Source organism: Petrimonas mucosa, assembly GCF_900095795.1.
GTDB lineage: Bacteria > Bacteroidota > Bacteroidia > Bacteroidales > Dysgonomonadaceae > Petrimonas > Petrimonas mucosa.
In genome coordinates, this window is sequence record NZ_LT608328.1 from 2858816 (window position 1) to 2882801 (window position 23986).

Here is a 23986-nt window from a genome sequence, read left to right on the forward strand (position 1 = left end):
GTTATTTAATCAAATCAACGCGACCTTTTATTTCCGTCAACACCTGTCTTGCAATAGAGGGTGATACTTCCTCAAAATGGTCGAAAGACATTGTAGATGTAGCCCTTCCTGAAGTAATTGTACGCAATGATGTCACGTAACCGAACATTTCCGACATAGGAGTCTTGGCCTTTACAATGCGTGCTCCAGAACGGTTCGATTCCATTCCTTCGATCTGTCCACGACGCTTGTTCAAGTCAGAAATCACATCACCCATACTCTCTTCGGGAGTTACCACTTCCACTTTCATGATCGGTTCCATCAGAACCGGTCCTGCTTTTTCACAGGCATTCTTGAAGGCCTGCATTGCACAGATCTCGAACGACAGCTGATCGGAGTCGACCGGATGGTAAGATCCGTCAATTACCGTGACTTTGAGTTTATCCAGTGCATATCCGGCAAGAACACCATTTTTCATTGCACGTTGGAAGCCCTTCTGGATAGCAGGAATATACTCCTTGGGAATATTTCCTCCCTTCACCTCGTCGATAAACTGCAGTTCGCCGTCGAAATCGGGATCGGCCGGTTCAACCCGTACGATGATATCGGCAAACTTACCGCGACCACCTGTCTGTTTCTTGTATACCTCGCGCAATTCAACCGCCTTGGTAATAGCCTCCTTGTAGGATACCTGGGGACGTCCCTGGTTGGCCTCAACCTTGAACTCACGTTTTAAGCGGTCGATGATGATCTCCAGGTGAAGTTCACCCATACCGGAGATAACCGTCTGACCCGTCTCCTCGTCGGTTTTTACGGTAAAGGTGGGATCTTCTTCTGCCAGCTTGGCCAGACCAACCGAAAGTTTGTCAAGATCCTTCTGGGTTTTGGGCTCAATGGCGATACCGATAACCGGATCGGGGAAGTCCATCGATTCCAGTACAATCGGGTGATTTTCATCACAGAGCGTATCGCCGGTACGGATATCCTTGAATCCTACCCCTGCACCGATGTCGCCGCAACCGATAAAATCTCTTGAATTCTGTTTATTGGAGTGCATCTGGAACAGTCGCGAGATACGCTCTTTTTTCCCCGAACGGGAATTGTAGACATATGAACCGGCTTCAAGTTCTCCCGAATAGACACGGAAGAAGCAGAGACGACCAACATAAGGGTCGGTAGCAATCTTGAATGCCAGCGCACACATCGGTTCGTTTGGATCGGGATGACGTACGACAACCTTTTCCGAGTCACGCGGATCAGTACCTTCGATAGCCTCGGTATCAACCGGGCTGGGCAGATAGGCACATACTGAATCGAGCAATGGCTGCACACCCTTGTTTTTAAACGAAGAACCGCAGATCATCGGGTTGATCTGCATCGAAAGGGTTCCCTTCCTTACAGCACTCCTGATCTCATCTTCGGTAATAGTTGAAGGATCGTCGAAGAACTTCTCCATCAACACATCATCGAACTCGGCGATGGTTTCGAGCATCTTTTCTCTCCACTCGTTGGCCTCGTTAACCAGATCGGCAGGAATATCCTCAATGTGATATTCTGCCCCCATCGTCTCATCGTGCCAGTAAAGCGCCTTCATCCTGATCAGGTCTACCACGCCCTTGAATTTCTCTTCAGCACCGATGGGAATCTGAATAGGACAGGGGTTTGCTCCAAGCACCTCTTTTACCTGGCGAACCACCTCGTAAAAGTTTGCGCCTGAACGGTCCATCTTGTTCACGTAACCGATACGCGGCACCTTGTATTTGTCAGCCTGACGCCACACCGTCTCAGACTGCGGCTCCACGCCTCCTACGGCGCAAAACGCAGCTACAGCTCCATCGAGGATACGCAGTGAACGTTCAACCTCCACGGTAAAGTCAACGTGTCCCGGAGTGTCAATCAGATTGATCTTGTATGTCTTGTCATTATATTTCCAGTTCGCTGTAGTTGCAGCGGAAGAGATGGTGATACCCCTCTCCTGTTCCTGCTCCATCCAGTCCATCGTGGCTGCTCCATCGTGCACCTCTCCAATCTTATGTGTCAACCCCGTATAAAACAGGATGCGCTCCGATGTAGTTGTCTTTCCGGCATCGATGTGAGCCATGATACCGATGTTGCGAGTGAAAACTAATGCTTCTTTTGAACCTTTTGCCATCTTTTTTACCTATCCGTCTTTAAATTAAAATCTGAAGTGAGCAAAAGCCCTATTTGCTTCTGCCATTCTGTGCATGTCCTCTTTACGTTTGTATGCTCCACCCTGATTGTTGAAAGCGTCAACAATCTCGGCAGCCAATTTGTCTGCCATCGTTTTTCCTCCTCTTTTGCGAGCATAAAGAATGAGGTTTTTCATTGAAATGGATTCTTTCCGTTCGGGACGAATTTCAGTAGGAACCTGAAAAGTTGCTCCGCCAACACGGCGTGACTTAACTTCTACTTGCGGTGTAATATTGTCGAGTGCGGCTTTCCAGATTTCGAGAGCCGATTTTTCTTCGTTGGGCAATTTAGCCTTTACTGTGTTCAATGCGGAATAGAAGATATCATAAGAGATACTTTTCTTTCCGTCATACATAAGGTGGTTAACAAACTTTGTCACCCTTACATCACCATATACAGGATCTGGAAGAACCTGTCTTTTTTTAGGTTTTGTTTTTCTCATTGTTTTTACTGATTTGTGTTGTGTTTGGTTGCCGTTTTTATCTGTCTTCAACGGTTCCTCTGAACCATTTACTCAACCTATAGTAGCTTTTCCCAAAAATTCCAACAGCGATTCTACATGAATTTAACGATAAATTAAAGCGTACTTCTATTGAGCGGAACTATTTTTTCTTTGCTCCCGAGTTGGCAGCAGCTCCCGGCTTAGGACGCTTAGCCCCGTACTTGGAACGACGCTGAGTACGGCCGTTTACTCCGGCAGTATCCAATGTTCCACGAACAATGTGATAACGTACACCGGGAAGATCCTTTACACGACCGCCACGCACCAATACGATTGAGTGCTCTTGCAAGTTGTGCCCTTCACCCGGAATGTAAGCATTCACCTCCTTAGTGTTAGTTAAACGCACACGGGCCACTTTTCTCATTGCTGAGTTAGGTTTTTTCGGAGTGGTAGTATAAACCCTAACGCATACACCGCGTCTTTGCGGACACGAATCAAGCGCGCGGGATTTACTCTTCTCTTCAATAACCGTACGGCCTTTTCTTACTAATTGTTGAATTGTAGGCATTTTTCTACTTTCTTTTTGTCTTTTATTTTACTGATGAATTAAATCCTATACACAATCCCCCTTTAATTATAACTAAAATATAATCAAATAATTAATATCGAAAAACGACATTTCTGGGGTTAAAAACGGCACAAAATTACAAAGAATCAATATGATATGCAAATTATAAGGGGTGTTTTTTCAACTATTTTTACAGATGAGGGCCAATCCATATACCGAAACCTCCTCGCTAAAAAAATCATCAAACCGGAAAAAATGAGAAAAAAAAACTATTTTCGCAAAACTGTGTAACTTTTTCAGTACTTAACCGTCATCCTTGTAATGAGTCGCGATAAATTCCATCGGATCATTCTACCGCTAAAGGATAAACTCTTCCGCCTTGCGTGGAGCATTGTGAGAGATTCCGCCGAAGCAGAAGACATTGTGCAGGACATGTTTGTCAAGCTTTGGTCAAAAATTGACGAATGGGATAACATCGAAAATCTGGAAGCCTATTGCTTCCGCGCCACAAAGAATTTGGCGCTCGACCGGATGGAGTCGCTGGAGATTCGAAAAACTGAGAACATTTCACCCGAGCTGGAGAGTTCAACCTTTACCGATCGTGTAACGCCGTTCAACAAACTGGAGGAGACTGAAAGATACACATTATTATATAACTGTATCGATCAGCTCCCTGAAAAGCAGAAGATGGTGTTCCAACTCCGGGAGATTGAGGGGATGAGCTACAGGGAAATTGCCGACACCCTCCAGATGAGCGAGGAGATGGTAAAAGTCAGCCTCTTCAGGGCGCGGGGGAGATTAAAAAAACAATTATCGGGCAGACGAGAATGAATAACGGAAGAATAACTGAATTACTTGATAAATATTGGGCTTGCGAGACCTCGATTTCGGAGGAGATGGAGCTGCAGGAGTTCTTCAGGTCGGGCAATGTTCCCGAAAAGTTGCAGCCATATGTCACGCTCTTTACATACAGACGTAATCTACAGGCCCTTAAACCGGGGGATGGCTTCGAAGAGAGGCTAGTCGGATCGATCCGCAAGGCAGAGCGTCAAAACCGGTACATCACCATCAGGATATTTGAACCCCTCCTGCGTATCGCAGCATCGGTACTCCTTGTGACGGGGATCGGAATCTCGGTTTATCTCTTTTCCAGACAGAACAGCCAGGTATTTGCCGAGACATACAACGACCCGGAAGCTGCCATGCAACAGGCTACTTTGGCGCTCGACAAGCTATCGAGGGCCATTCAGGCCACCGAAGAGGCATCACTCAAATCGCTGGAACAGCTGGACAACCTGGAGCTGGACTGGTCTGAAATTGACTCCCTGAGTACCGAAATTGTGCCAATAGATCCCGATTTCAACAAGGATGTCAAACCCGGACGACTGTAAGGCTGGCCTGCAAAAAAGCGAGTTTCATTAAAAAGAATTGAAAAGAGTATAATTGCATGAAAAGAATCTTTTTGTTCCTGTTAACGCTGTTTATGGCATCTTCCGCCTTTGCCGGCGATTTTATCACGAGATTCCTTAAGGAGTGCGTCGAACCGGAACGCCCCGTTAGCAATGTCAACATCGGAAAGGCAATGCTCGACAAGATGGCGGCAAACACCAGCGATGAAGAGCTGAAAGCGACCTTTCGTGAACTGAAGAGCATACGCATTATTACAACGGAAAACAGGTCAGATTCAAGACACTATTACGACAAGGCAAAGGAGATGGCAGCCGCCGAATTCAGCGATTTCGAGGAGCTGGCTTCGATCAACGAGAAGGGATCGCAAATAAATATCCTGTTAAGGAAGAGCGATGAGAAGATGCAGGACCTGATTCTTATTGCTTTGGATAATGAGAGCAAACTGACCATCATTACCGTTTCGGGCAATATAGATCTCAATTCGATCTCTAAACTCTCCGACTCATTGCAGGAGAAGAGGGCGGAAGAACCGCTGTTGAATAAGGACAACGATAGAGAAAACTGATCCGGTTTAATCCAAGCGGATAAACACAAATAACTTTTTTCTTTTTTATATTTAAACGATGAGCAGGCGGCGGAACGTGAGTTTAGCCGCCTGCAACATTTTTGGAGGTGCAAAAATACCGCATTTTTTGAATCAGAATGAAAGAGAATTTGTAAATTTGCCAAACTTTTTGATACGGCGGGTTGTTCAGCTCAAGTATCGGATCCACATCAGACAATATATGTATAACAAATCACTCCACCTCATTTTAGAAGACGGAACAGTATTTAAAGGAAAATCATTTGGTTACGAGGCCCCGGTTGCCGGTGAAGTTGTTTTTAGCACCGGAATGGTCGGGTACACCGAAAGTCTTTCAGACCCGTCTTATCTCGGACAGATTTTAACGCTCACTTACCCGCTGATTGGTAATTACGGCGTACCGAAAGAGGAAACAACGCAAGGTATTTCCACTTTTTATGAATCGGAAAGAATACAGGCAAGCGGTCTTATTGTTTCCGATTTTTCTTTTGAATACAGCCATTGGAACGCGGCAAAAAGTCTTAGCGACTGGCTGAAGGAGAACAAAGTACCGGCAGTATACGGCATCGATACCCGTGAACTTACCAAACTGGTAAGGGAGAAGGGGACAATGCTCGGCAAGCTGGTCTTTCCGGATGAGCCCGACATACCGTTTGTCAATCCCGATGACGAGAACCAGGTAGCAAAGGCCAGCTGCAAGGAGGTGATTGTATACGGCAACGGGAAACACAAGGTGGTCCTTGTTGATTGTGGCGTGAAAAACAACATCATCCGCTGTCTGCTCAAACGCGACACTACGGTCATTCGCGTACCCTGGGATTACGATTTCAACAGCATGGAGTTCGACGGATTGTTCATCTCCAACGGTCCCGGCGATCCTGCGTACTGTACAGCAACCATAGACAACATCCGCAAGGCGATGCAGAACGGCAAGCCGATATTCGGTATCTGCATGGGGAACCAGTTGCTGTCGCTGGCAGGAGGAGCAAAGACATATAAACTGAAATATGGTCACCGCAGCTGCAATCAGCCGGTGCAGCTTGCAGGGAGACAACGGGCCTTCGTCACCTCACAAAACCACGGCTTTGCAGTAGACAATGAGTCGTTGGGCTCGGAGTGGGAGCCTCTCTTTGTAAACATGAACGACGGCACGAACGAAGGTATCCGGCATAAGAGCAAGCCTTGGTTTTCATGCCAGTTTCACCCCGAAGCATCGGCAGGGCCAACCGATACCGAGTTTCTATTCGATGTCTTCATCCGGACACTTGAGGAGGAAAACGTTTCGATCCCGAAACTGATCGAAGATGAACTCGATGCTAAATTGGTCGCCAAGCAGATCTATCAGGGGGTAGAAAAAGGGGAGGTTAAAAAAGTACTTCTGCTGGGTTCGGGAGCCCTCAAGATAGGTGAGGCCGGTGAATTTGACTACTCCGGCTCGCAGGCCCTGAAGGCACTTAAGGAGGAGGGTATCGAGACCGTGCTGGTCAATCCGAACATCGCGACCGTTCAGACATCGGAAGGTATTGCCGACAAGGTCTACTTTCTGCCGGTAACACCTGAATTTGTAGAGCGAGTGATTGCAAAAGAGCGTCCCGACAGCATTTTCCTCTCGTTTGGTGGACAGACGGCACTCAACTGCGGTGTGGCACTCTACAGAAAGAAGATACTCGAAAAATACAACGTCCGCGTGCTTGGCACGCCGGTCCAGGCCATTATCGATACGGAAGACCGGGAAATCTTCAACCGGAAGCTTTCTGAAATCGGGGTGAAATATATCAGCAGTGAAGCGGTCACCACACTGGATGATGCCATAAAGGCTGCCGACAACCTCGGATATCCGGTGATCGTACGTGCCGCTTATGCATTGGGAGGCTTGGGCAGCGGATTCTGTGACAATGAGGAGGAGCTCAGATCACTCGTTACGAAAGCCTTCAACTACTCCCCGCAAGTATTGGTGGAAAAATCGCTGAAGGGCTGGAAAGAGATTGAATATGAGGTGGTGCGCGACCGGTACGACAACTGTATCACGGTCTGCAACATGGAGAACTTTGATCCGCTGGGCATACATACAGGTGAGAGTATCGTAGTAGCCCCCTCGCAGACGCTGTCCAACAGCGAATATTACAAACTGCGCGAACTTGCGATCCGCATCATTCGCCACATCGGTATTGTGGGCGAATGCAATGTCCAATATGCACTGGATCCGGTTTCGGAGGATTACCGGGTAATTGAAGTGAATGCACGCCTGAGCCGCTCTTCGGCACTGGCTTCAAAGGCAACCGGATACCCGCTCGCCTTCGTCGCCGCAAAACTGGGTCTAGGTTACGGACTTCCCGAACTGAAGAACTCTGTGACCAAAGAGACCACCGCATTCTTTGAACCTGCCCTCGATTATATCGTCTGCAAAATTCCGCGCTGGGACCTTGCAAAGTTCCATGGCGTAAGCCGTGAAATCGGCTCCTCGATGAAATCGGTCGGCGAAATCATGGCGATCGGCAGAAGTTTCGAAGAGGCATTCCAGAAGGGACTGCGGATGATTCAACAGGGGATGCACGGTTTCACCGGAAACAAACAACTGGTCACCGACGAACTGGACAAGAACCTGAATGTGCCCACCGACAAACGGGTCTTCTTCCTTTCACAGGCATTTGAGCAGGGATACACGGTGGAGAAGATCTACGGGCTGACAAAAATCGACCGCTGGTTCCTCTATAAATTGAAGAATATTGTAGACATTGCCCACTCCATCGAGCAATTTGGAAACAAGGAGGAGGTTCCAACCGAACTGTTTATCCGGGCAAAGAAAAGCGGCTTTTCAGATTACCAGATAGAAAAGCTGATATATAAGAAACCGATGCCCAAGGATACCATTCGCGACGAACGTGTCAAACGGGGAATCCTGCCGGTAGTGAAACAGATCGATACCCTGGCGGCCGAATATCCGGCCCAGACCAACTACCTCTATCTGACCTACAACGGAATCGCCAATGATGTCAAATATCTGGGCGACCGTCGCTCGGTGATCGTACTGGGCTCGGGAGCATACCGCATCGGTTCGTCGGTCGAGTTCGACTGGTGCTCAGTTAACGCCCTCAACACCATCCGGGAAAGGGGGTTACGCTCGGTAATGATCAACTATAATCCCGAGACGGTCTCAACCGATTACGATATGTGCGACCGGCTCTACTTTGACGAGTTGAGCTACGAACGGGTGAGAGATATCATTGAGCTCGAAAATCCGAAGGGCGTGATCGTCTCCACGGGTGGTCAGATACCCAACAACCTTGCAGTACGGCTGGATCAATCGGGAGTAAAGATACTGGGCACTCAGGCAGTAGACATTGATAATGCCGAAGATCGCCACAAGTTCTCGTCCATGCTCGACCGTCTGGGAATAGATCAACCACGCTGGAAAGAGTTGACGACACTCGAAGATATCCATCAATTTGTAAAGGAGGTGGGCTTCCCGCTGCTGGTACGTCCCTCCTATGTCCTCTCTGGGGCAGCAATGAACGTCTGCTCCAATACAAGCGAACTGGAGCGCTTCCTGACATTGGCCACGGAAGTCTCCAAAGAGTACCCGGTGGTTGTTTCTGAATTCATCGAGGGAGCAAAAGAGATTGAGATCGATGCCGTGGCACAAAAAGGGGAGCTGGTGGTCTATGCGATCTCGGAACATGTGGAATTTGCCGGCGTCCATTCGGGCGATGCTACCATCCAGTTCCCGCCGCAGAAGATCTACACGCAGACCGTCCGCAGGATCAAGCAGATCGCACGTCAGATCGCACGCGAACTGCACATCTCCGGACCCTTCAATATCCAGTTCCTGGCAAAGGACAACGATATCAAGGTGATCGAGTGCAACCTCAGGGCTTCGCGCTCATTTCCGTTTGTCTCCAAAGTACTCAAGATCAATTTTATTGAACTGGCTACCCGTGTCATGCTGGAAGAAGAGGTCCAACGGCCCGAAAAATCGGCATTCGACTTGGACTATGTGGGAATCAAAGCATCTCAATTCTCGTTCACCCGTCTGCAGAAAGCCGACCCTGTATTGGGAGTTGACATGGCCTCTACCGGTGAGGTGGGCTGTATCGGAACCCATTTCGACGACGCACTGCTTACCGCCATGCTTTCGGTGGGATACCGGATACCGGAAAAGAATATCGTCGTATCATCAGGAAGCACCAAATCGAAAGTGGCGCTGCTGGATGCCTGCCGGCTGCTGGCAGACAACGGTTACAACCTCTTTGCCACCAGCGGCACACAGAAGTTTCTTGAAGAGAACGGCGTTAGGTGCAGCTATGTCGCATGGCCCGACGAAGAGGGGGCACCGAAAGTAACTGAGATGATTGCAGGAAAGGAGGTAGATCTGGTTATCAATATACCCAAAAACCTGACCGAAAGGGAATTAACAAACGGCTACAAAATCCGTCGGGGAGCTATCGATTTCAATATTCCGCTCATCACCAACGCACGGCTGGCCAGTGCCTTTATCAAGGCATTCTGCAATATGAAAGCAGAAGATATCGAGATCAAGCACTGGGGAGAATATAAGTAACGGGTGGCATGGAGACGGTTCAAATATTCACTCCTCTCACAAACCGGTAGCCGCCCCAACGAAGCTGACAAACAGGGGATGGGGGTGGATTACCGTACTGCTGTATTCGGGGTGGAACTGTACCCCAATATACCACTTGTGGGTGGTAAGTTCAATGATTTCCACCAGATCGAGCGTATCGTTCTGTCCGCTACAAATCATCCCGGCAGCTTCAAACTCTGCCTTATATGCATTATTGAACTCATAGCGATGGCGATGACGTTCACTGATCTCGGTTTTGCCATAAATGCCGTGAACCCTGCTCCCCTCCTTCAGCTTGCAGCCATAAGCACCCAGACGCATGCTGCCGCCAAGGTTCAGGATATGTTTCTGCTCTTCCATGATATCCACCACATTGTGCGAGGTGGCTGGATCAATTTCGGTACTATTGGCATCTGCGTAACCCAGCACGTTGCGGGCAAATTCGATCGACATCGTCTGCATCCCCATGCAGATGCCCAGACATGGGACATTGTTTTCACGGGCATACTTCAGTGCGGTAAACTTTCCTTCCATGCCACGCTGGCCAAATCCTGGCGCAACAACCATTCCGTCGAGCCCCTTCAATTTCCCCTCCACGTTCTCCGGCGTAATATCATCAGAGAGGATCAGTTTCAGGTCGAGTTTCCTGTTGTGAAAAGCACTTGCATGTTTTAGCGACTCAATAATGGACATGTAGGCATCGGGCAACTGAACATATTTGCCCACCAGTCCGATTCTGACCGTCTCGGTTGCATTCTCAAACCTCTCCACAAAGCGTGTCCACTCTTCCATGTTGGCCGAGGGAATCTTGTCCGGCTCAATACCCATCTTGGTAAGTACCACTTCATCCAGCCTCTCCTGCTGCATATTGAGCGGGACACGGTAGATAGTAGATGCATCGATCGACTGCATGACGGCATCTGGCTCCACATTACAAAACAGCGCGATCTTTTTCCGCAACTCCTTTGAGATGTGGTGTTCAGTACGCAGGATCAGGAGATCGGGCTGCACACCCTGCTCCTGAAGCATCTTTACGGAGTGTTGTGTAGGCTTGGTCTTCAGCTCCCTGGCAGCAGCAATATAGGGCACATAGGTGAGGTGTACGATCAGGCAGTTCTTTCCCATTTCCCACTTCAACTGCCTCACACTTTCGATATAGGGCAAGCTCTCAATATCGCCCACGGTGCCGCCAATCTCCGTGATCACAAAATCGAACCCCTTGCTGCTGAACGACTTGATATTCTCCTTGATCTCGTCTGTGATGTGAGGTATGATCTGTACCGTCTTTCCAAGATAATCTCCCCTTCTCTCCTTGTTGATGACGTTCTGATAAATCCTTCCCGTAGTAACGTTATTTTCCCGGTGCGTCTCCACACCCAGGAAGCGTTCATAATGCCCCAGATCCAGGTCGGTCTCCTGCCCGTCCACCGTTACATAACACTCGCCATGCTCATATGGGTTCAGAGTTCCCGGATCGATATTGATGTAGGGATCCAGTTTCTGAATTGTTACCCTAAAACCGCGTGCCTGCAACAGTTTGCCCAGCGACGCGGCAATAATACCTTTGCCCAGTGACGACACTACTCCGCCCGTCACGAATACGTACTTCGTTTTCTCCATTGTTGAGTCTCTTTTATTTAATCGCTGCTTTCCGGTATTGTCAGGTTATATACATTTTCCTGGCAAAGATACGCATTTCGTCAAAAATATCGGGTCAATCCACCGCTGAAAATGTGTAACCCATTTCATGCACCGAACCTACAGCACGTCCAGATGGATCTGCATTTTTTCTGAAAGCCTCATCCCATTCCAGCGCCACAGGAGTACTGCAGGCAACCGAAGGTACTGACGGCACACACTGGGCAGCCGAGTCGGAGGGAAACAGTTCGGAATAGATGCTGCGGTAGACGTACTCTTCTTTTGTAAGTGGAGGATTTATCGGAAAACGGTACTTCACATTTGCCATCTGTTCATCGGTGACCGTCTCGCTTGCAATGATCTTCAGCGTATCGATCCAGTTGTACCCCACCCCGTCCGAGAACTGCTCCTTCTGGCGCCAAGCCACCTCTCTTGGCAGGTAATCTTCAAATGCCTTACGCAGGATATACTTTTCCACCTTTCCGTTTCCTGCCATCTTATCCTTCGGGTTGAGCCGCATGGCCACATCCAGAAACTCCTTGTCGAGAAAGGGCACACGCCCCTCTACACCCCAGGCAGCCAGCGATTTATTTGCCCTCAAACAGTCATACTGATGCAGTTTGCCCAATTTCCGAACGGTCTCCTTGTGAAACTCTTCCGCATTGGGGGCCTTGTGAAAATAGAGATAACCTCCGAATACTTCATCGGCTCCTTCACCCGAAAGCACCATCTTGACTCCCATTGAACGGATATAACGGGCCAGCAGGTACATCGGAGTACTGGCACGTACGGTGGTCACGTCATAGGTTTCAATATGGTAGATCACATCCCTTAAGGCATCCAGTCCCTCCCGCACGGTAAAATGTATCTCGTGGTGAATGGAACCGATATGGTCGGCTACCCGCTTCGCGGCAGCCAGGTCAGGTGAACCCTCCAGCCCAATGGCAAACGAGTGGAGCCTGGGCCACCATGCATCCTCCCGGTTTCCGGTCTCGATCCGTTTGGCTGCAAATTTTCTAGCTATTGCCGAGATGATTGAACTGTCCAATCCGCCCGAAAGCAAGACCCCGTACGGCACATCCGACATCAGCTGGCGCTCTACCGCATCCTCCAGCGCCTGGCGCAACTCTTCAATATCCGATCGATTCTCCTTTACATTTTCATACTCCATCCAGTCGCGCTCATACCACCTGCGCGGCTCATCGTCGAGACTGTAGTAGTAATGTCCGGGCAGAAACTCCTCAATCTTGCTGCAGTAACCCTCCAGCGCCTTCAGTTCGGAGGCTACGTAGTAGGCACCATCCTTGTCCCACCCCTGATATAGTGGAATGATCCCGATATGGTCTCGCCCGATCATGAAACGGTCGTTTTCAATATCGTAGAGGGCAAAAGCGAAAATTCCATTCAAATCTTCCAGGAAGTCTACACCCTTTTCCCGGTATAGGGCCAGTATCACCTCACAATCCGACTGGGTTGTGAACTCATACCTGCTCTCAAACCGCTTACGGATCTCCCTGTGATTATAGATCTCGCCGTTAACGGCCAGAACCAGTTTGCCGTCTTTGCTGTAGAGCGGTTGTCCACCCGACTTCGGGTCTACGATAGCCAATCGTTCATGTGCCAGGATGGCCTTATCCGAAACGTAGATGCCCGACCAGTCCGGACCACGGTGCCGGACCGTCTTTGACATCTTCAGGATCTGTTGCCGCAGACTCTCTGCGGGCTTCTTTATATTAAATGTACCTACAATACCACACATTTCGATTAAACTTTTAAGATTATGGTTTTTAAATAAGAGTTTCGGATAATTTTGCTTTTTCAGGTCAGGAGTATCTTAAACCGTTGCTTCTACCAACATCCGGTGAACACTTTCGGCCACCTTCCGGCCCGAAGCGATCGCTTTTACAACCAGGCTGGCACCCATCACTGCGTCGCCGGTAGCAAACACTTTTGCCACCGAACTGCGACTCTCCTTGTCTACTGCAACGTTTCCGCGGACATCATACTCCAAGCCAAGTTCGTCAAGCAATCCCTCGTGTACAGGGTGAACAAATCCCAGTGCGAGGAAGACAATATCTGCCTTGATCACCTCGATATTGCCCGTACCCACCATGGTTAATCGTCCGTTATCTGCTTTCTGCCAGCTGATCTCCTCCACTACCGCCTCCTTTACATTACCGTTTTCGCCCCTGAACTCAAGGGTGTTCAGCAACCAGCGGCGTTCACACCCCTCCTCATGCGAACTGGATGTCTTCAATACATTTGGATAGCTGTGGGGCCACGGCGTGGCTGGATTTTTCCCGACGGGCGGCTTGGGCATGATCTCTATCTGGGTCACCTTTACTGCGCCTTGCCGTATGGAGGTTCCTACGCAATCTGAACCGGTATCGCCGCCTCCAATTACCAGAACATGCTTCCCTCTGGCCGAAATCCTCTCGGAATGACTCATCGGTTCACCCATGACAAGCTGATTCTGCTGCGAAAGAAAATCCATTGCAAAATAGATTCCTTTCAGGTCGCGTCCTACCGGTGTGATATCCCTCGGCTTGCCTGCACCTACCGCCAGGCAGACGGCATCGTAGTTCCTCATCAACTCCTCTCCGGATACATCCTTCCCAATCTCGGTATTGGTTCTGAAGAGGACCCCCTCCTCCACAAGCTGATTCAACCTTCTGTCGATCACCTTCTTGTCGAGTTTGAAGTTGGGTATGCCATACCGGAGCAGGCCACCCGGACTCCTATCCTTTTCGAAAACCGTCACGGTATGTCCCTTCCTGTTGAGCTGCTGGGCAATGGCCAGTCCTGCCGGGCCGGAGCCCACGACTGCCACTCTCTTTCCTGTCCGGTGACGGGGAGGGATAGCCTTGATCATGCCTTCCAAAAAAGCGACCTCCGTAACCGATGCTTCATTTTCGCGTATGGTAACCGGCGCCTCGTGTAAAGCCAGCACACACGATTTCTCGCAGGGAGCCGGGCAGACCCTTCCCGTAAAATCGGGGAAGTTGTTGGTCTCATGCAGGATCTCCACCCCCTCTTTCCATTTTCCCTTGTAAATCATATCCTGCCATTCAGGCATTCGGTTGCCCAGCGGGCAGGCCCAATGACAAAAAGGAATTCCGCAATCCATGCACCGGGATGCCTGCACTTTCCGTTCTTCCTGATTCAGAGTCAGTTCAACTTCCTCGAAGTCTCCGGTTCTCTCCTCGACCGGTCTGTATCCCGCCTCTTTGCGGGGAATAGTTATAAATGCTTTCGGATTACCCATCTTATCTCAATTTGTTACAGCTCCATGCCTGGCGGCAATGAAATCATCAAACTTCTGCTTTAGAGGTTACTTGTCTCTTCTTGTCTAACGCCATCAATTTCTCCTCCTGCAATACCTTCTTGTATTCAATCGGAACCACCTTGATGAACCTCTCCACATTTTCACTCCAGTTGTCCAGAATACGTTTTGCCAACGGACTCCCGGTATGGCTATAGTGCGTCGATATGAGCCTGTAAAGCTCTTTCTCGTCCTCCTTATCCTCAATAAGCGCAAGCTCTGACATCTCCATGTTGCAGAAATAGTCGAAATTTCCCTTTTCATCGAAAACATAAGCGATCCCTCCGCTCATACCTGCAGCAAAATTTCGCCCGGTTGGGCCCAGCACCACAGTCCGGCCACCGGTCATATATTCGCAGCAATGGTCGCCTGCCCCTTCTACAACGGCTATCGCACCAGAGTTCCGCACGCAGAAACGTTCTCCGACCACTCCATTGATGTAGACCTCGCCCGATGTGGCACCGTAAAGCAGTGTGTTTCCGCAGAGGATATTCTCTTCGGGCTTGAAGCTGCTTCCGGCTGGGGGAACAACAACGATTTTTCCGCCGGAGAGTCCCTTACCCAGATAATCGTTGGCATCACCCTCGATGCGGAAAGTGACCCCTTTGGCCAGAAATGCTCCAAAACTCTGACCTGCGGAACCTTCGAATGTCACCTTGATGGTATCTTCCGGCAATCCCGCCTGACCGTAGCGCCTGGCTATCTCTCCGGAAAGCATGGCGCCTGTTACCCGATCGGTATTCCTGATCTTCATTCTCATCTCTACAGGTATAAGCAGATCCAGTGCGGGTGCTGATCTGCCAATCAGTTCCCTGTCGAGGATATCGTATATCTTGTGCTCCTGTTTTGCTACGTTGCGCAACGCATTTGTGGTGAGATTGCCTGGGAAGAAGGTGATTTTCGAAAGATCGGCTTTTTCCGTTTTCGGGAAATCTGGAAAGTGTCGCCTCTCCAACAGGTCGGACCGTCCGACAGCCTCCTCCAATGTCCTGAATCCCAGTTGTGCGAGATGCTCACGGGTCTCTTCGGCCAGAAACCTGAAGAAATTGACCAGGTATTCGTACCTCCCAACGAACCGCCTGCGAAGCTCCTCGTTTTGAGTGGCAACTCCCACTGGGCAGGTGTTGAGGTGACACTTGCGCATCATCACGCAACCCAGCACGATCAGCGCACTGGTGGCGAATCCGAACTCCTCGGCTCCCAGCAATGCGGCAAGAATGATATCCCGTCCGGTTTTGAGCTGTCCATCGGCCTGTAACCTGACCACACCGCGCAGGTTATTCATCACAAGGGTCTGCTGTGTCTCTGCAAGACCGATCTCCAACGGCAAGCCGGCATGCTTGATGGAACTTGCAGGGCTTGCGCCTGTTCCCCCTTCGCTTCCGCTTATCAGGATCAGATCGGCCTTCGCCTTGGCCACGCCGGCCGCGATGGTCCCTACTCCACTCTCCGAGACCAGCTTGACACTCACTATCGCTTCCGGATTGATGTTCTTCAAGTCGAAAATCAGTTGAGCCAGGTCCTCGATGGAGTAGATATCGTGGTGCGGCGGCGGTGAAATCAATGAGATACCTGGAATGGAGTGTCTGGTTTTGGCAATGATCTTGTCCACCTTAAATCCGGGGAGCTGCCCTCCCTCACCTGGCTTTGCGCCCTGGGCGATCTTGATCTGGAGCTCATCGGCATTCACCAGGTATTCGGCGGTAACACCAAAACGTCCTGAAGCGACCTGTTTGATTGCTGAACGGGTACTCAAGCCATCTTCTCGCTTTTTGTACCTTTCGGGATCCTCTCCACCCTCGCCGGTATTGCTTCTTCCACCAATGATATTCATGGCAATTGCCATTGCTTCATGCGCCTCCCGGCTGATGGAGCCGAACGACATGGCTCCGGTACAGAACCGTTTCATGATCTTTTCGACCGGTTCCACCTCCGAGATATCGATCGGGTTACGCTTGTAGTCGAGCAGGTCTCTGATAAAGGCAGGATTGGGCTTGTCGTCCACCATTCGGCTATACTCCTTGAACAGCCCGTAATCATTGGTCTTGGTTGCAATCTGCAACCTGTAGATCGTCTCGGGATTCCAGGCATGGTACTCCCCGTCGTTGCGGTAGGCATACTGACCCAGGTTTTTCAGCCGTAACGAATCGCCGGTCTCGCGATATGCTTCAAGAAATGGATCCAGCACTTCCCTGGCAATATCGTCCAGATCGATCCCTTCAATCTTCGACGAGATACCCTTGAAATAGGCATTCAGTACAGATGAAGAGATACCGATGGCTTCAAAAATATGCGCACCGCGATAGCTTCTCAGTGTTGAATTTCCCATTTTTGAGAGGACCTTGAGCAGTCCCTTGTTGATCGCCTTGATATAGTTTTTCTTAGCCGTATCGAAGTCGAGCTGGATGTCGCCAGTTTTCACCTTTCTTGCCAGCAGGGCAAAGGCGAGATAGGGATTTACGGCATTTGCCCCGAAACCGAACAACAGTGCAAAATGCATCACCTCCCGGGGTTCGGCACTCTCTACAACAATATCGATCTGGATCCTCTTCCTCTTCTCCACCAGGTAATGGTGTACGGCCGACACGGCCAGGAGGCAAGGAATGGGAGCATGATTCCGGTCCACTCCGCGATCGCTCAGCACAATATAATTCTTCCCTTCATCAACTGCCTTTTCTACCAGAAGGCACAATTCGTCAATAGCTTTTTTCAAGCCGTCAGTACCCTCTTCAGGGTTGAAAAGCATCGGCAGAACAGCAGCAGAAAATCCTTTATACCGCAGATTCAGCAGAATATCAAACTGCGTGTTGGTCAAGATCGGGCTCTTCACCTTCACAATCCTCGACAGGCGTGGAATCTGATCCAACAGGTTCTGGTGGATAGCACCCACATATCCGGTCAGCGACATCACCAACTCCTCCCTGATCGGATCGATGGGGGGATTGGTAACCTGTGCAAACTGTTGACGGAAATAGTTGAAGAGACGCTGCTGTTTCCGGGAGAAGAGAGCCAGCGAAACATCATTACCCATGGAGGAGACAGGCTCCTTGCCCTCGGCAGCCATAGGAACAATCAGATTATCTACATCTTCCACCGAATAGCCGAAGGCGGTCAGCAACGTATCCAGGTGAGGGATCTCATTGTTCACACTCCTTCCCGACGAGATCTGCTCGAGGTTGCTGCAGTTCTTGTTTAGCCACTCCCTGTACGGAAAAGCATCGGCAAGCGTCTTCTTCAGCTCGTCGTCGGAGAAGATACGTCCGGTCTTGGTATCTACCATCAACATCTTTCCGGGACGGAGACGTCCACGCGCTTTGATCTTCTCGGGAGCAATCTCGAGCACCCCGGTTTCGGAAGCGATGATCAGCTGGTCATCGTGTGTCACCGTATATCGCGCCGGCCTGAGTCCGTTCCTGTCCAGCAGACCGCCGGCAAACCGTCCGTCACTGAAAAGCAATGCAGCCGGTCCGTCCCATGGTTCCATCAACATGCTGTGGTACTCGTAAAACGCTTTCAGGTCGCCCGAAATCGGGTTCTTGTCGTTGAAACTCTCCGGCACGAGCATGGCCAGGGCATGGGGAAGCGTTTTACCCGACATGACGAGAAGTTCCAAAACGTTATCCAGTGATGCGCTGTCGCTCATGCCTGGCTGCACGATGGGAAACAACTCACTCATATCGCCCAGGAGTTCTGATTTCAGGACGCTTTCGCGGCTCTCCATCCATTGGCGGTTACCCCGGATGGTATTGATCTCGCCATTGTGTCCCAGCATCCGGAAAGGCTGTGCCAGGTCCCATGTAGGGAAAGTGTTGGTACTGAAACGGGAGTGGACCAGTGCTACCCTACTGGTAAAATTGGGGTTTGAAAGGTCGGGAAAATAGTCCCGCAACTGTAATGAGGTCAGCATCCCCTTGTAGACCATCTGCCGCGTAGAGAGGGTTACGATGTAGAAACTGCGATCGCCCGCCTTACCTGACTCCAAAACGGCTTTCTCGATCTTCTTGCGCAGGATGTAGAGTTTCCGCTCCAGTTCATCCTGAGGGTACCCCCCCGTAATAAAGATCTGCTTGATGTCGGGCTCGCTGGAGCGTGATATCTCACCCAGACAGGCTGAATTGACGGGAACATCTCTTACCGCGAGCAGATTCAGGTTCTCTTTTACCGTATAGTCCCGAATCAGCTTGAGGTATTCATCTGCTCTTTGCTTATCCTTGGGAAGAAAGACAAGGCCTGTCCCATATTTACCTTTGGATGGGACGGCAATTCCCTGCAAGAGGATAAATTCGTGTGGGATATGAACAAGAATACCCGCTCCATCTCCAGTTTGGTTGTCGGCGCTTTCTGCCCCCCGATGTACCATATTCTCGAGTACCTGGAGGCCACACTCAACCGTTTCGTGTGATTTGTCCCCGTTCAACGAAACCACCAGTCCCACGCCACAGGCATCGTGTTCGTTCTGAAAGGAATAAAGCGACTTTTGCTCGTATTCAGCAATATGCTGGAAAGGATTATCGTTAATCATTCTGTCTGTTTCTTTTTTAAAGCCGGATGTCAAATGAGAAAAAATGGTTTTAGCTGATAAAGAGCAGCTCCCTGTACTTGGGAAGCGGCCACATCTGGTTATCCACTATCAGCTCCAACTTGTCGATGTGATAACGGATAACATCGAAATAGGGCAGCACGGTATCGTGGTAGGCAATCGCTTTTTCGCGCACATTCTCAATCTTATTGGCCACTTTCCTGGCCTCGACCATCGCATCCACGTTGGTTTTGATTCCTGAAATGTGTTTCGCGATATCCACGATCAAGGCAATATCGTCCTTGTTGAGCTCCTCTGCCTCCTTTTCGCTAAATACCCCGCGCAGCTTATATACATTGTCCAGTAGCATTGTCTGGTACTTTGTAGCCACCGGAATGATATGATTGATGGAGAGGTCGCCAAGAACGCGGGCTTCGATCTGGATCTTCTTGGTGTAAGTTTCCCATTTCACTTCGTTCCGGGCATGGAGCTCCCGTTCGCTCAATACTCCAATGGTCTCAAAAAGTTCGACCGACTGCTTGCTGAGATAGTTGTCATAGATCAACGGAACACTTGTTTCGCAATCCAGACCGCGTCTTTTGGCCTCAGCTTTCCACTCGTCGGAATATCCGTTTCCGTCGAATCGGATATACTTGCAAGCCTTGATATAATGACGGAGCGTATCGTAGATCGCCTCCTCCTTTTTCATTCCCGATTTCATCTTCTCGTCAATCTCTTTTTTGAACTCGATCAGCTGCATCGCTACCGCGGCATTCAATGCCGTCATCGCCGAAGCGCAGTTTGCCGACGAACCTACGGCACGGAACTCAAAGCGGTTGCCCGTAAATGCGAACGGTGATGTACGGTTACGGTCGGTATTGTCGATCAGCACCTCGGGAATATGGGCAACACCCAGTTTCATCTTCTGAAACTCATCTACCGATATCTCGTCATCCTCTGAGCTCTCTTCAATCTTGTCGAGAACGGCAGAAATCTGTGTTCCGAGAAAAACGGAGATAATGGCGGGCGGAGCTTCATTTGCACCAAGACGGTGTGCATTCTGAGCCGACATGATTGACGCCTTGAGCAGCCCGTTATTCTTGTAAACGGCCATCAACGTATTGACGACAAACACGATAAACTGCAGGTTTTCACGCGGGGTCTTGCCGGGAGTAAAGAGACCGACACCGGTATCGGTTCCCAGCGACCAGTTGTTGTGCTTGCCCGATCCGTTGATTCCGGCAAACGGTTTTTCGTGAAGGAGCAACCTGAAATGATGCTTGGCCGCTATCCTGTCCATCAACGACATAACCAGCAGGTTCTGATCGACGGAGAGGTTGGTCTCACCGAAAACAGGCGCCAGCTCAAACTGATTGGGTGCCACCTCGTTGTGCCTGGTCTTCAACGGAATGCCATATTTATATGCTTCAAACTCCACCTCCCTCATGAATGCTGCTACCCTGGGCGGTATCGATCCAAAATAGTGATCCTCCAGCTGCTGGTTCTTGGCACTCTCGTGCCCCATCAATGTCCTGCCGGTGAGGTGAAGATCGGGCCGGGCATCATAGAGGGCTTGGTCGACAAGGAAGTACTCCTGTTCCCAACCCAGGTAGGAATAGACCTTTTTCACTTTCGGGTCGAAGAGCCGGCAAACCTCTACTGCAGCCTTGTCAACAGCCGACAGCGCTTTCAACAACGGGGTCTTGTAATCGAGAGCTTCACCCGTATAGGAGATGAAAACCGTCGGGATACAAAGGGTATCGTCTACAATGAAGGCGGGCGACGAAGGATCCCAGGCGGTGTATCCCCTGGCCTCAAAGGTATTCCGGATACCTCCGCTGGGGAAACTCGACGCATCCGGTTCCTGCTGTGCAAGCAATTTACCTGAAAACTTCTCGATGATATCTCCGCCGGGGGCTCCGGCATAATCAATAAAGCTGTCATGCTTTTCCGCCGTACCGTCTGTCAGCGGTTGGAACCAGTGCGTATAATGGGTTGCACCCATCTCCATTGCCCACATTTTCATCCCCGCCGCAACATGTTCAGCAATTTCGCGGGGTAGCGTTACTCCTTCATCAATGGCATCCACAATAACTTTAATCGTATCCTTGGACAGGTATTTGGCCATCTGCCTGCGATTAAAGACATACTTGCCATAATAATCCGACGGTTGTCCCTTGGGAGTCTCTCCCATCACCGGAAGGCGCTTCGATGCCTCCACAATTGCACTGAATCTCAAAGTTGACATAATGATTCTATTTTAATGAGTTAGCTTCAATATTTTTTATCAGGCCAATATTTTATATCGTTTTGCCAAATTAAACACACAAAGATAAACACTTTGATTTTTTTACACAAGATTTGCGACACTTTTCTTTTATTTTAACTAAAATATATCGTTTTGTTAGTGTCAGCCATCGATTTATTTTATGGAGAGGAGCCGCTGCCGGTCGTTTACAACCACACCATATCAAAAAGGGGCGTGCCGGTAAAAAGTGACACGCCCCCTTTTGCAAAACGCAGATATGAAATCAGCGCAGCAACCTTCGGGTCGCCTCCACAATCCGCTCCTTCTCCCCAAATGCGGAGAATCTCACAAAGCCTTCGCCTGAGGCGCCAAATCCGGCCCCGGGCGTGCAGACAATCCCCTTTTCCTTCAGCAGATAATCGAAATAATCCCAACTCCCCATCCTGTCGGGTGTTTTCACCCAGATATACGGAGCATTCACTCCGCCATAGACACTCATCCCTATCGACTGAAGCGCTTGGCGGATAATACGGGCATTGTCCATATAATAATCAATAAGCGATCTGACCTGTCTCTTCCCTTCCGGGGTATAGGTTGCTTCTGCAGCACGCTGCACGGCGTAGGATACTCCATTGAACTTGGTGGTCTGCCTCCGGAGCCAGAGTTTATTCAGGGCTACACGCTCCCCGTTTTCAGAAAGCGCCTTGACAGATTTGGGGACAACCGTATAACCGCATCTGGTTCCGGTAAATCCTGCAGTCTTGGAAAAGCTCCTGAATTCGATCGCAACCTCTTTGGCCCCATCAATCTCATAAATGGTGTGTGGTACATCCTTCTCCGAGATAAAGGCCTCATAGGCGGCATCGAAAAGGATAACTGCTCCCTTGTCACGTGCATAATTGACCCAGACAGCCAGCTGCTCCCTTGTAAGCACAGTACCGGTCGGATTATTGGGATAACAGAGATAGATGATATCCACTTTCCCGGCAGGTAACTCCGGAACAAAACGGTTAGACTCGTTACAGGGCAAATATACCAGGCCGCTCCACTGCCCGTTCAGAAACTGGCCGGCACGTCCACCCATGGCGTTGGTATCCACATATACCGGATAACTCGGATCGGTAATGGCCACCTTGTTGTCCCGGCTAAAGATATCGCCAATGTTACCAGTATCGCTCTTGGCTCCATCGCTAACAAAGACCTCGTCCTCCTCAATTCCAAACGCTTGAAAATCGTTCTCCACAATTGCCTTACGAAGGAAATCATAACCCTGCTCGGGACCGTATCCCCTGAACGTGGCCACACTCCTCTGCTCTTCGGCAGCTTTTATCATCGCATCCACGCAGACATCCGGCAGGGGCAGTGTCACGTCTCCGATTCCCATGCGGATAATATCGACATCTGGGTGTTCAGACCGGTATGCCGATACCCGCCGGGCAATCTCTGAAAAAAGGTAGGTAGCGGGAATTTTAATAAAGTTCTCGTTTATAGTAGGCATAAAATCAGTTTTCCAATTCAGTCTCTCCTTCAAATACAGTCACTGCATCTCCAGTCAGGTAGACCCTATTACTCTCTTCGTTCCACTCAATCTCCAAGCTGCCACCCCTCAATTGCACAGTTGTTTTCCGGTCGGCCACTCCGTTAAGAACGGCCGCAACCACCGCAGCACAGGCTCCGGTACCACAAGCCATCGTCTCGCCGGCCCCGCGCTCCCAAACGCGCATCTTCAAACCGCCCGGCACCACCTCCACAAATTCGGTATTGGTCCGGTTGGGGAAAAATGGGGAGTGTTCAATGATCGGCCCGATTACGGGAAGATTGAGCTCATCAATCTTCTCAAGAAAGAGCACAGCGTGCGGGTTCCCCATTGAAAGAGAGGTAACCTCATAGATACCATCTTCACCAACCGGCAACGGATATCTTATTACAGGCCACTGTTCAAACGTAGCGGGGATGGAGGGTGCATCAAAAACGGGAACGCCCATATCCACAGTTACTTTTTCCACCTTCTTCCTCTCATTCAACCAAAGTCTCAACACCTTGGTGCCGGCCAGGGTTTCCAGCGTAATCTCGGTCTTGTCGGTCAACCCCTTCTCGTAAACATACTTCCCGACACACCGCGATGCATTGCCGCACATCTCCGATTCAGACCCGTCGGAGTTGAACATGCGCATCCTGAAGTCACATTTTTCAGAAGGCAATATCATGACCAAACCATCGGAACCTACCCCCTTGTGCCTGTCGCTCAACTTCCTCGAGAGCTCCGATGGATTCTCTATCTTTTCCACGAAACCGTTGACATAGATATAGTCATTACCGGTTCCATGCATCTTTGTAAATTTCATAATGTCTTGTTGATACTTTCTTTTGCTTCACCCATCTCAATTATCGCGCAAAATTAATCATAAAGATGAAACTTCACGTTATTAGTGACATTTTTCTTTTTCAATAATACATATTCCAACCATTATTGCGAAAAAAAAATGC

The 23986-nt window shown here is 49.8% G+C and carries 14 protein-coding genes; 4 read left to right on the plus strand and 10 right to left on the minus strand.

The window, feature by feature from the left end; all coding sequences use genetic code 11:
- Window position 1 precedes the first annotated feature (1 nt).
- The 3 genes from fusA to rpsL form a co-directional block, all read right to left on the minus strand.
- Window positions 2–2131 (minus strand): elongation factor G, encoded by a 2130-nt coding sequence (fusA, locus tag ING2E5A_RS11425; protein ID WP_071137503.1) that lies wholly within the window; start codon window positions 2129–2131, stop codon window positions 2–4.
- A gap of 24 nt (window positions 2132–2155) precedes the next feature.
- The gene (gene rpsG, locus ING2E5A_RS11430; RefSeq protein ID WP_071138343.1) at window positions 2156–2632 is read right to left on the minus strand and encodes a 30S ribosomal protein S7; all 477 of its coding nucleotides are present in this window, start codon (window positions 2630–2632) and stop codon (window positions 2156–2158) included.
- A gap of 160 nt (window positions 2633–2792) precedes the next feature.
- Window positions 2793–3200, minus strand: coding sequence for a 30S ribosomal protein S12 (gene rpsL, locus ING2E5A_RS11435; RefSeq protein WP_071137504.1), 408 nt, complete (start codon window positions 3198–3200; stop codon window positions 2793–2795).
- 321 nt (window positions 3201–3521) lie between these two features.
- On the opposite strand from rpsL, the gene ING2E5A_RS11440 reads away from it, so the two are divergent.
- The 4 genes from ING2E5A_RS11440 (at window position 3522) to carB (ending at window position 9751) form a co-directional block, all read left to right on the plus strand.
- Window positions 3522–4031 (plus strand): RNA polymerase sigma factor, encoded by a 510-nt coding sequence (locus ING2E5A_RS11440; protein ID WP_071137505.1) that lies wholly within the window; start codon window positions 3522–3524, stop codon window positions 4029–4031.
- Window positions 4028–4591 (plus strand): hypothetical protein, encoded by a 564-nt coding sequence (locus ING2E5A_RS11445; RefSeq protein WP_071137506.1) that lies wholly within the window; start codon window positions 4028–4030, stop codon window positions 4589–4591. Before ING2E5A_RS11440 ends, ING2E5A_RS11445 begins: the two co-directional genes overlap by 4 nt.
- Before the next feature lie 56 nt (window positions 4592–4647).
- Window positions 4648–5175 carry a DUF4252 domain-containing protein gene (locus tag ING2E5A_RS11450; protein WP_071137507.1) on the plus strand — a complete coding sequence of 176 codons (528 nt, stop codon included), beginning with the start codon at window positions 4648–4650 and terminating at the stop codon, window positions 5173–5175.
- Window positions 5176–5395: 220 nt separating this feature from the next.
- Complete coding sequence (gene carB, locus ING2E5A_RS11455) at window positions 5396–9751, plus strand: carbamoyl-phosphate synthase (glutamine-hydrolyzing) large subunit (RefSeq protein WP_083373432.1); 4356 nt, start codon at window positions 5396–5398, stop codon at window positions 9749–9751.
- Between the two features lie 36 nt (window positions 9752–9787).
- Here carB and ING2E5A_RS11460 read toward each other — a convergent pair whose 3' ends face one another.
- The 7 genes from ING2E5A_RS11460 to dapF form a co-directional block, all read right to left on the minus strand.
- Window positions 9788–11392 carry a CTP synthase gene (locus tag ING2E5A_RS11460; protein WP_071137508.1) on the minus strand — a complete coding sequence of 535 codons (1605 nt, stop codon included), beginning with the start codon at window positions 11390–11392 and terminating at the stop codon, window positions 9788–9790.
- A 94-nt stretch (window positions 11393–11486) separates the two neighbouring features.
- Complete coding sequence (gene asnB, locus ING2E5A_RS11465; protein ID WP_071137509.1) at window positions 11487–13169, minus strand: asparagine synthase B; 1683 nt, start codon at window positions 13167–13169, stop codon at window positions 11487–11489.
- Between the two features lie 75 nt (window positions 13170–13244).
- Window positions 13245–14675, minus strand: coding sequence for a glutamate synthase subunit beta (locus ING2E5A_RS11470; protein ID WP_071137510.1), 1431 nt, complete (start codon window positions 14673–14675; stop codon window positions 13245–13247).
- A gap of 46 nt (window positions 14676–14721) precedes the next feature.
- The gene (gene gltB, locus ING2E5A_RS11475; RefSeq protein WP_071137511.1) at window positions 14722–19254 is read right to left on the minus strand and encodes a glutamate synthase large subunit; all 4533 of its coding nucleotides are present in this window, start codon (window positions 19252–19254) and stop codon (window positions 14722–14724) included.
- 49 nt (window positions 19255–19303) lie between these two features.
- Window positions 19304–21499 (minus strand): glutamine synthetase III family protein, encoded by a 2196-nt coding sequence (locus ING2E5A_RS11480; RefSeq protein ID WP_071137512.1) that lies wholly within the window; start codon window positions 21497–21499, stop codon window positions 19304–19306.
- Window positions 21500–21782: 283 nt separating this feature from the next.
- Window positions 21783–22997, minus strand: a complete 1215-nt coding sequence (locus tag ING2E5A_RS11485) for an LL-diaminopimelate aminotransferase (RefSeq protein WP_071137513.1) — start codon at window positions 22995–22997, stop codon at window positions 21783–21785.
- 4 nt (window positions 22998–23001) lie between these two features.
- Window positions 23002–23844, minus strand: a complete 843-nt coding sequence (gene dapF, locus ING2E5A_RS11490) for a diaminopimelate epimerase (protein ID WP_071137514.1) — start codon at window positions 23842–23844, stop codon at window positions 23002–23004.
- Window positions 23845–23986: the final 142 nt, after the last annotated feature.

Excerpts from the sequence above, each read along its gene's own strand:
- fusA (WP_071137503.1), bottom strand. The coding sequence starts at position 2,131 with ATGGCAAAAGGTTCAAAAGAAGCATTAGTTTTCACTCGCAACATCGGT.
- rpsG (WP_071138343.1), bottom strand. The coding sequence starts at position 2,632 with ATGAGAAAAACAAAACCTAAAAAAAGACAGGTTCTTCCAGATCCTGTA.
- rpsL (WP_071137504.1), bottom strand. The coding sequence starts at position 3,200 with ATGCCTACAATTCAACAATTAGTAAGAAAAGGCCGTACGGTTATTGAA.
- ING2E5A_RS11440 (WP_071137505.1), top strand. The coding sequence starts at position 3,522 with ATGAGTCGCGATAAATTCCATCGGATCATTCTACCGCTAAAGGATAAA.
- ING2E5A_RS11445 (WP_071137506.1), top strand. The coding sequence starts at position 4,028 with ATGAATAACGGAAGAATAACTGAATTACTTGATAAATATTGGGCTTGC.
- ING2E5A_RS11450 (WP_071137507.1), top strand. The coding sequence starts at position 4,648 with ATGAAAAGAATCTTTTTGTTCCTGTTAACGCTGTTTATGGCATCTTCC.
- carB (WP_083373432.1), top strand. The coding sequence starts at position 5,396 with ATGTATAACAAATCACTCCACCTCATTTTAGAAGACGGAACAGTATTT.
- ING2E5A_RS11460 (WP_071137508.1), bottom strand. The coding sequence starts at position 11,392 with ATGGAGAAAACGAAGTACGTATTCGTGACGGGCGGAGTAGTGTCGTCA.
- asnB (WP_071137509.1), bottom strand. The coding sequence starts at position 13,169 with ATGTGTGGTATTGTAGGTACATTTAATATAAAGAAGCCCGCAGAGAGT.
- ING2E5A_RS11470 (WP_071137510.1), bottom strand. The coding sequence starts at position 14,675 with ATGGGTAATCCGAAAGCATTTATAACTATTCCCCGCAAAGAGGCGGGA.
- gltB (WP_071137511.1), bottom strand. The coding sequence starts at position 19,254 with ATGATTAACGATAATCCTTTCCAGCATATTGCTGAATACGAGCAAAAG.
- ING2E5A_RS11480 (WP_071137512.1), bottom strand. The coding sequence starts at position 21,499 with ATGTCAACTTTGAGATTCAGTGCAATTGTGGAGGCATCGAAGCGCCTT.
- ING2E5A_RS11485 (WP_071137513.1), bottom strand. The coding sequence starts at position 22,997 with ATGCCTACTATAAACGAGAACTTTATTAAAATTCCCGCTACCTACCTT.
- dapF (WP_071137514.1), bottom strand. The coding sequence starts at position 23,844 with ATGAAATTTACAAAGATGCATGGAACCGGTAATGACTATATCTATGTC.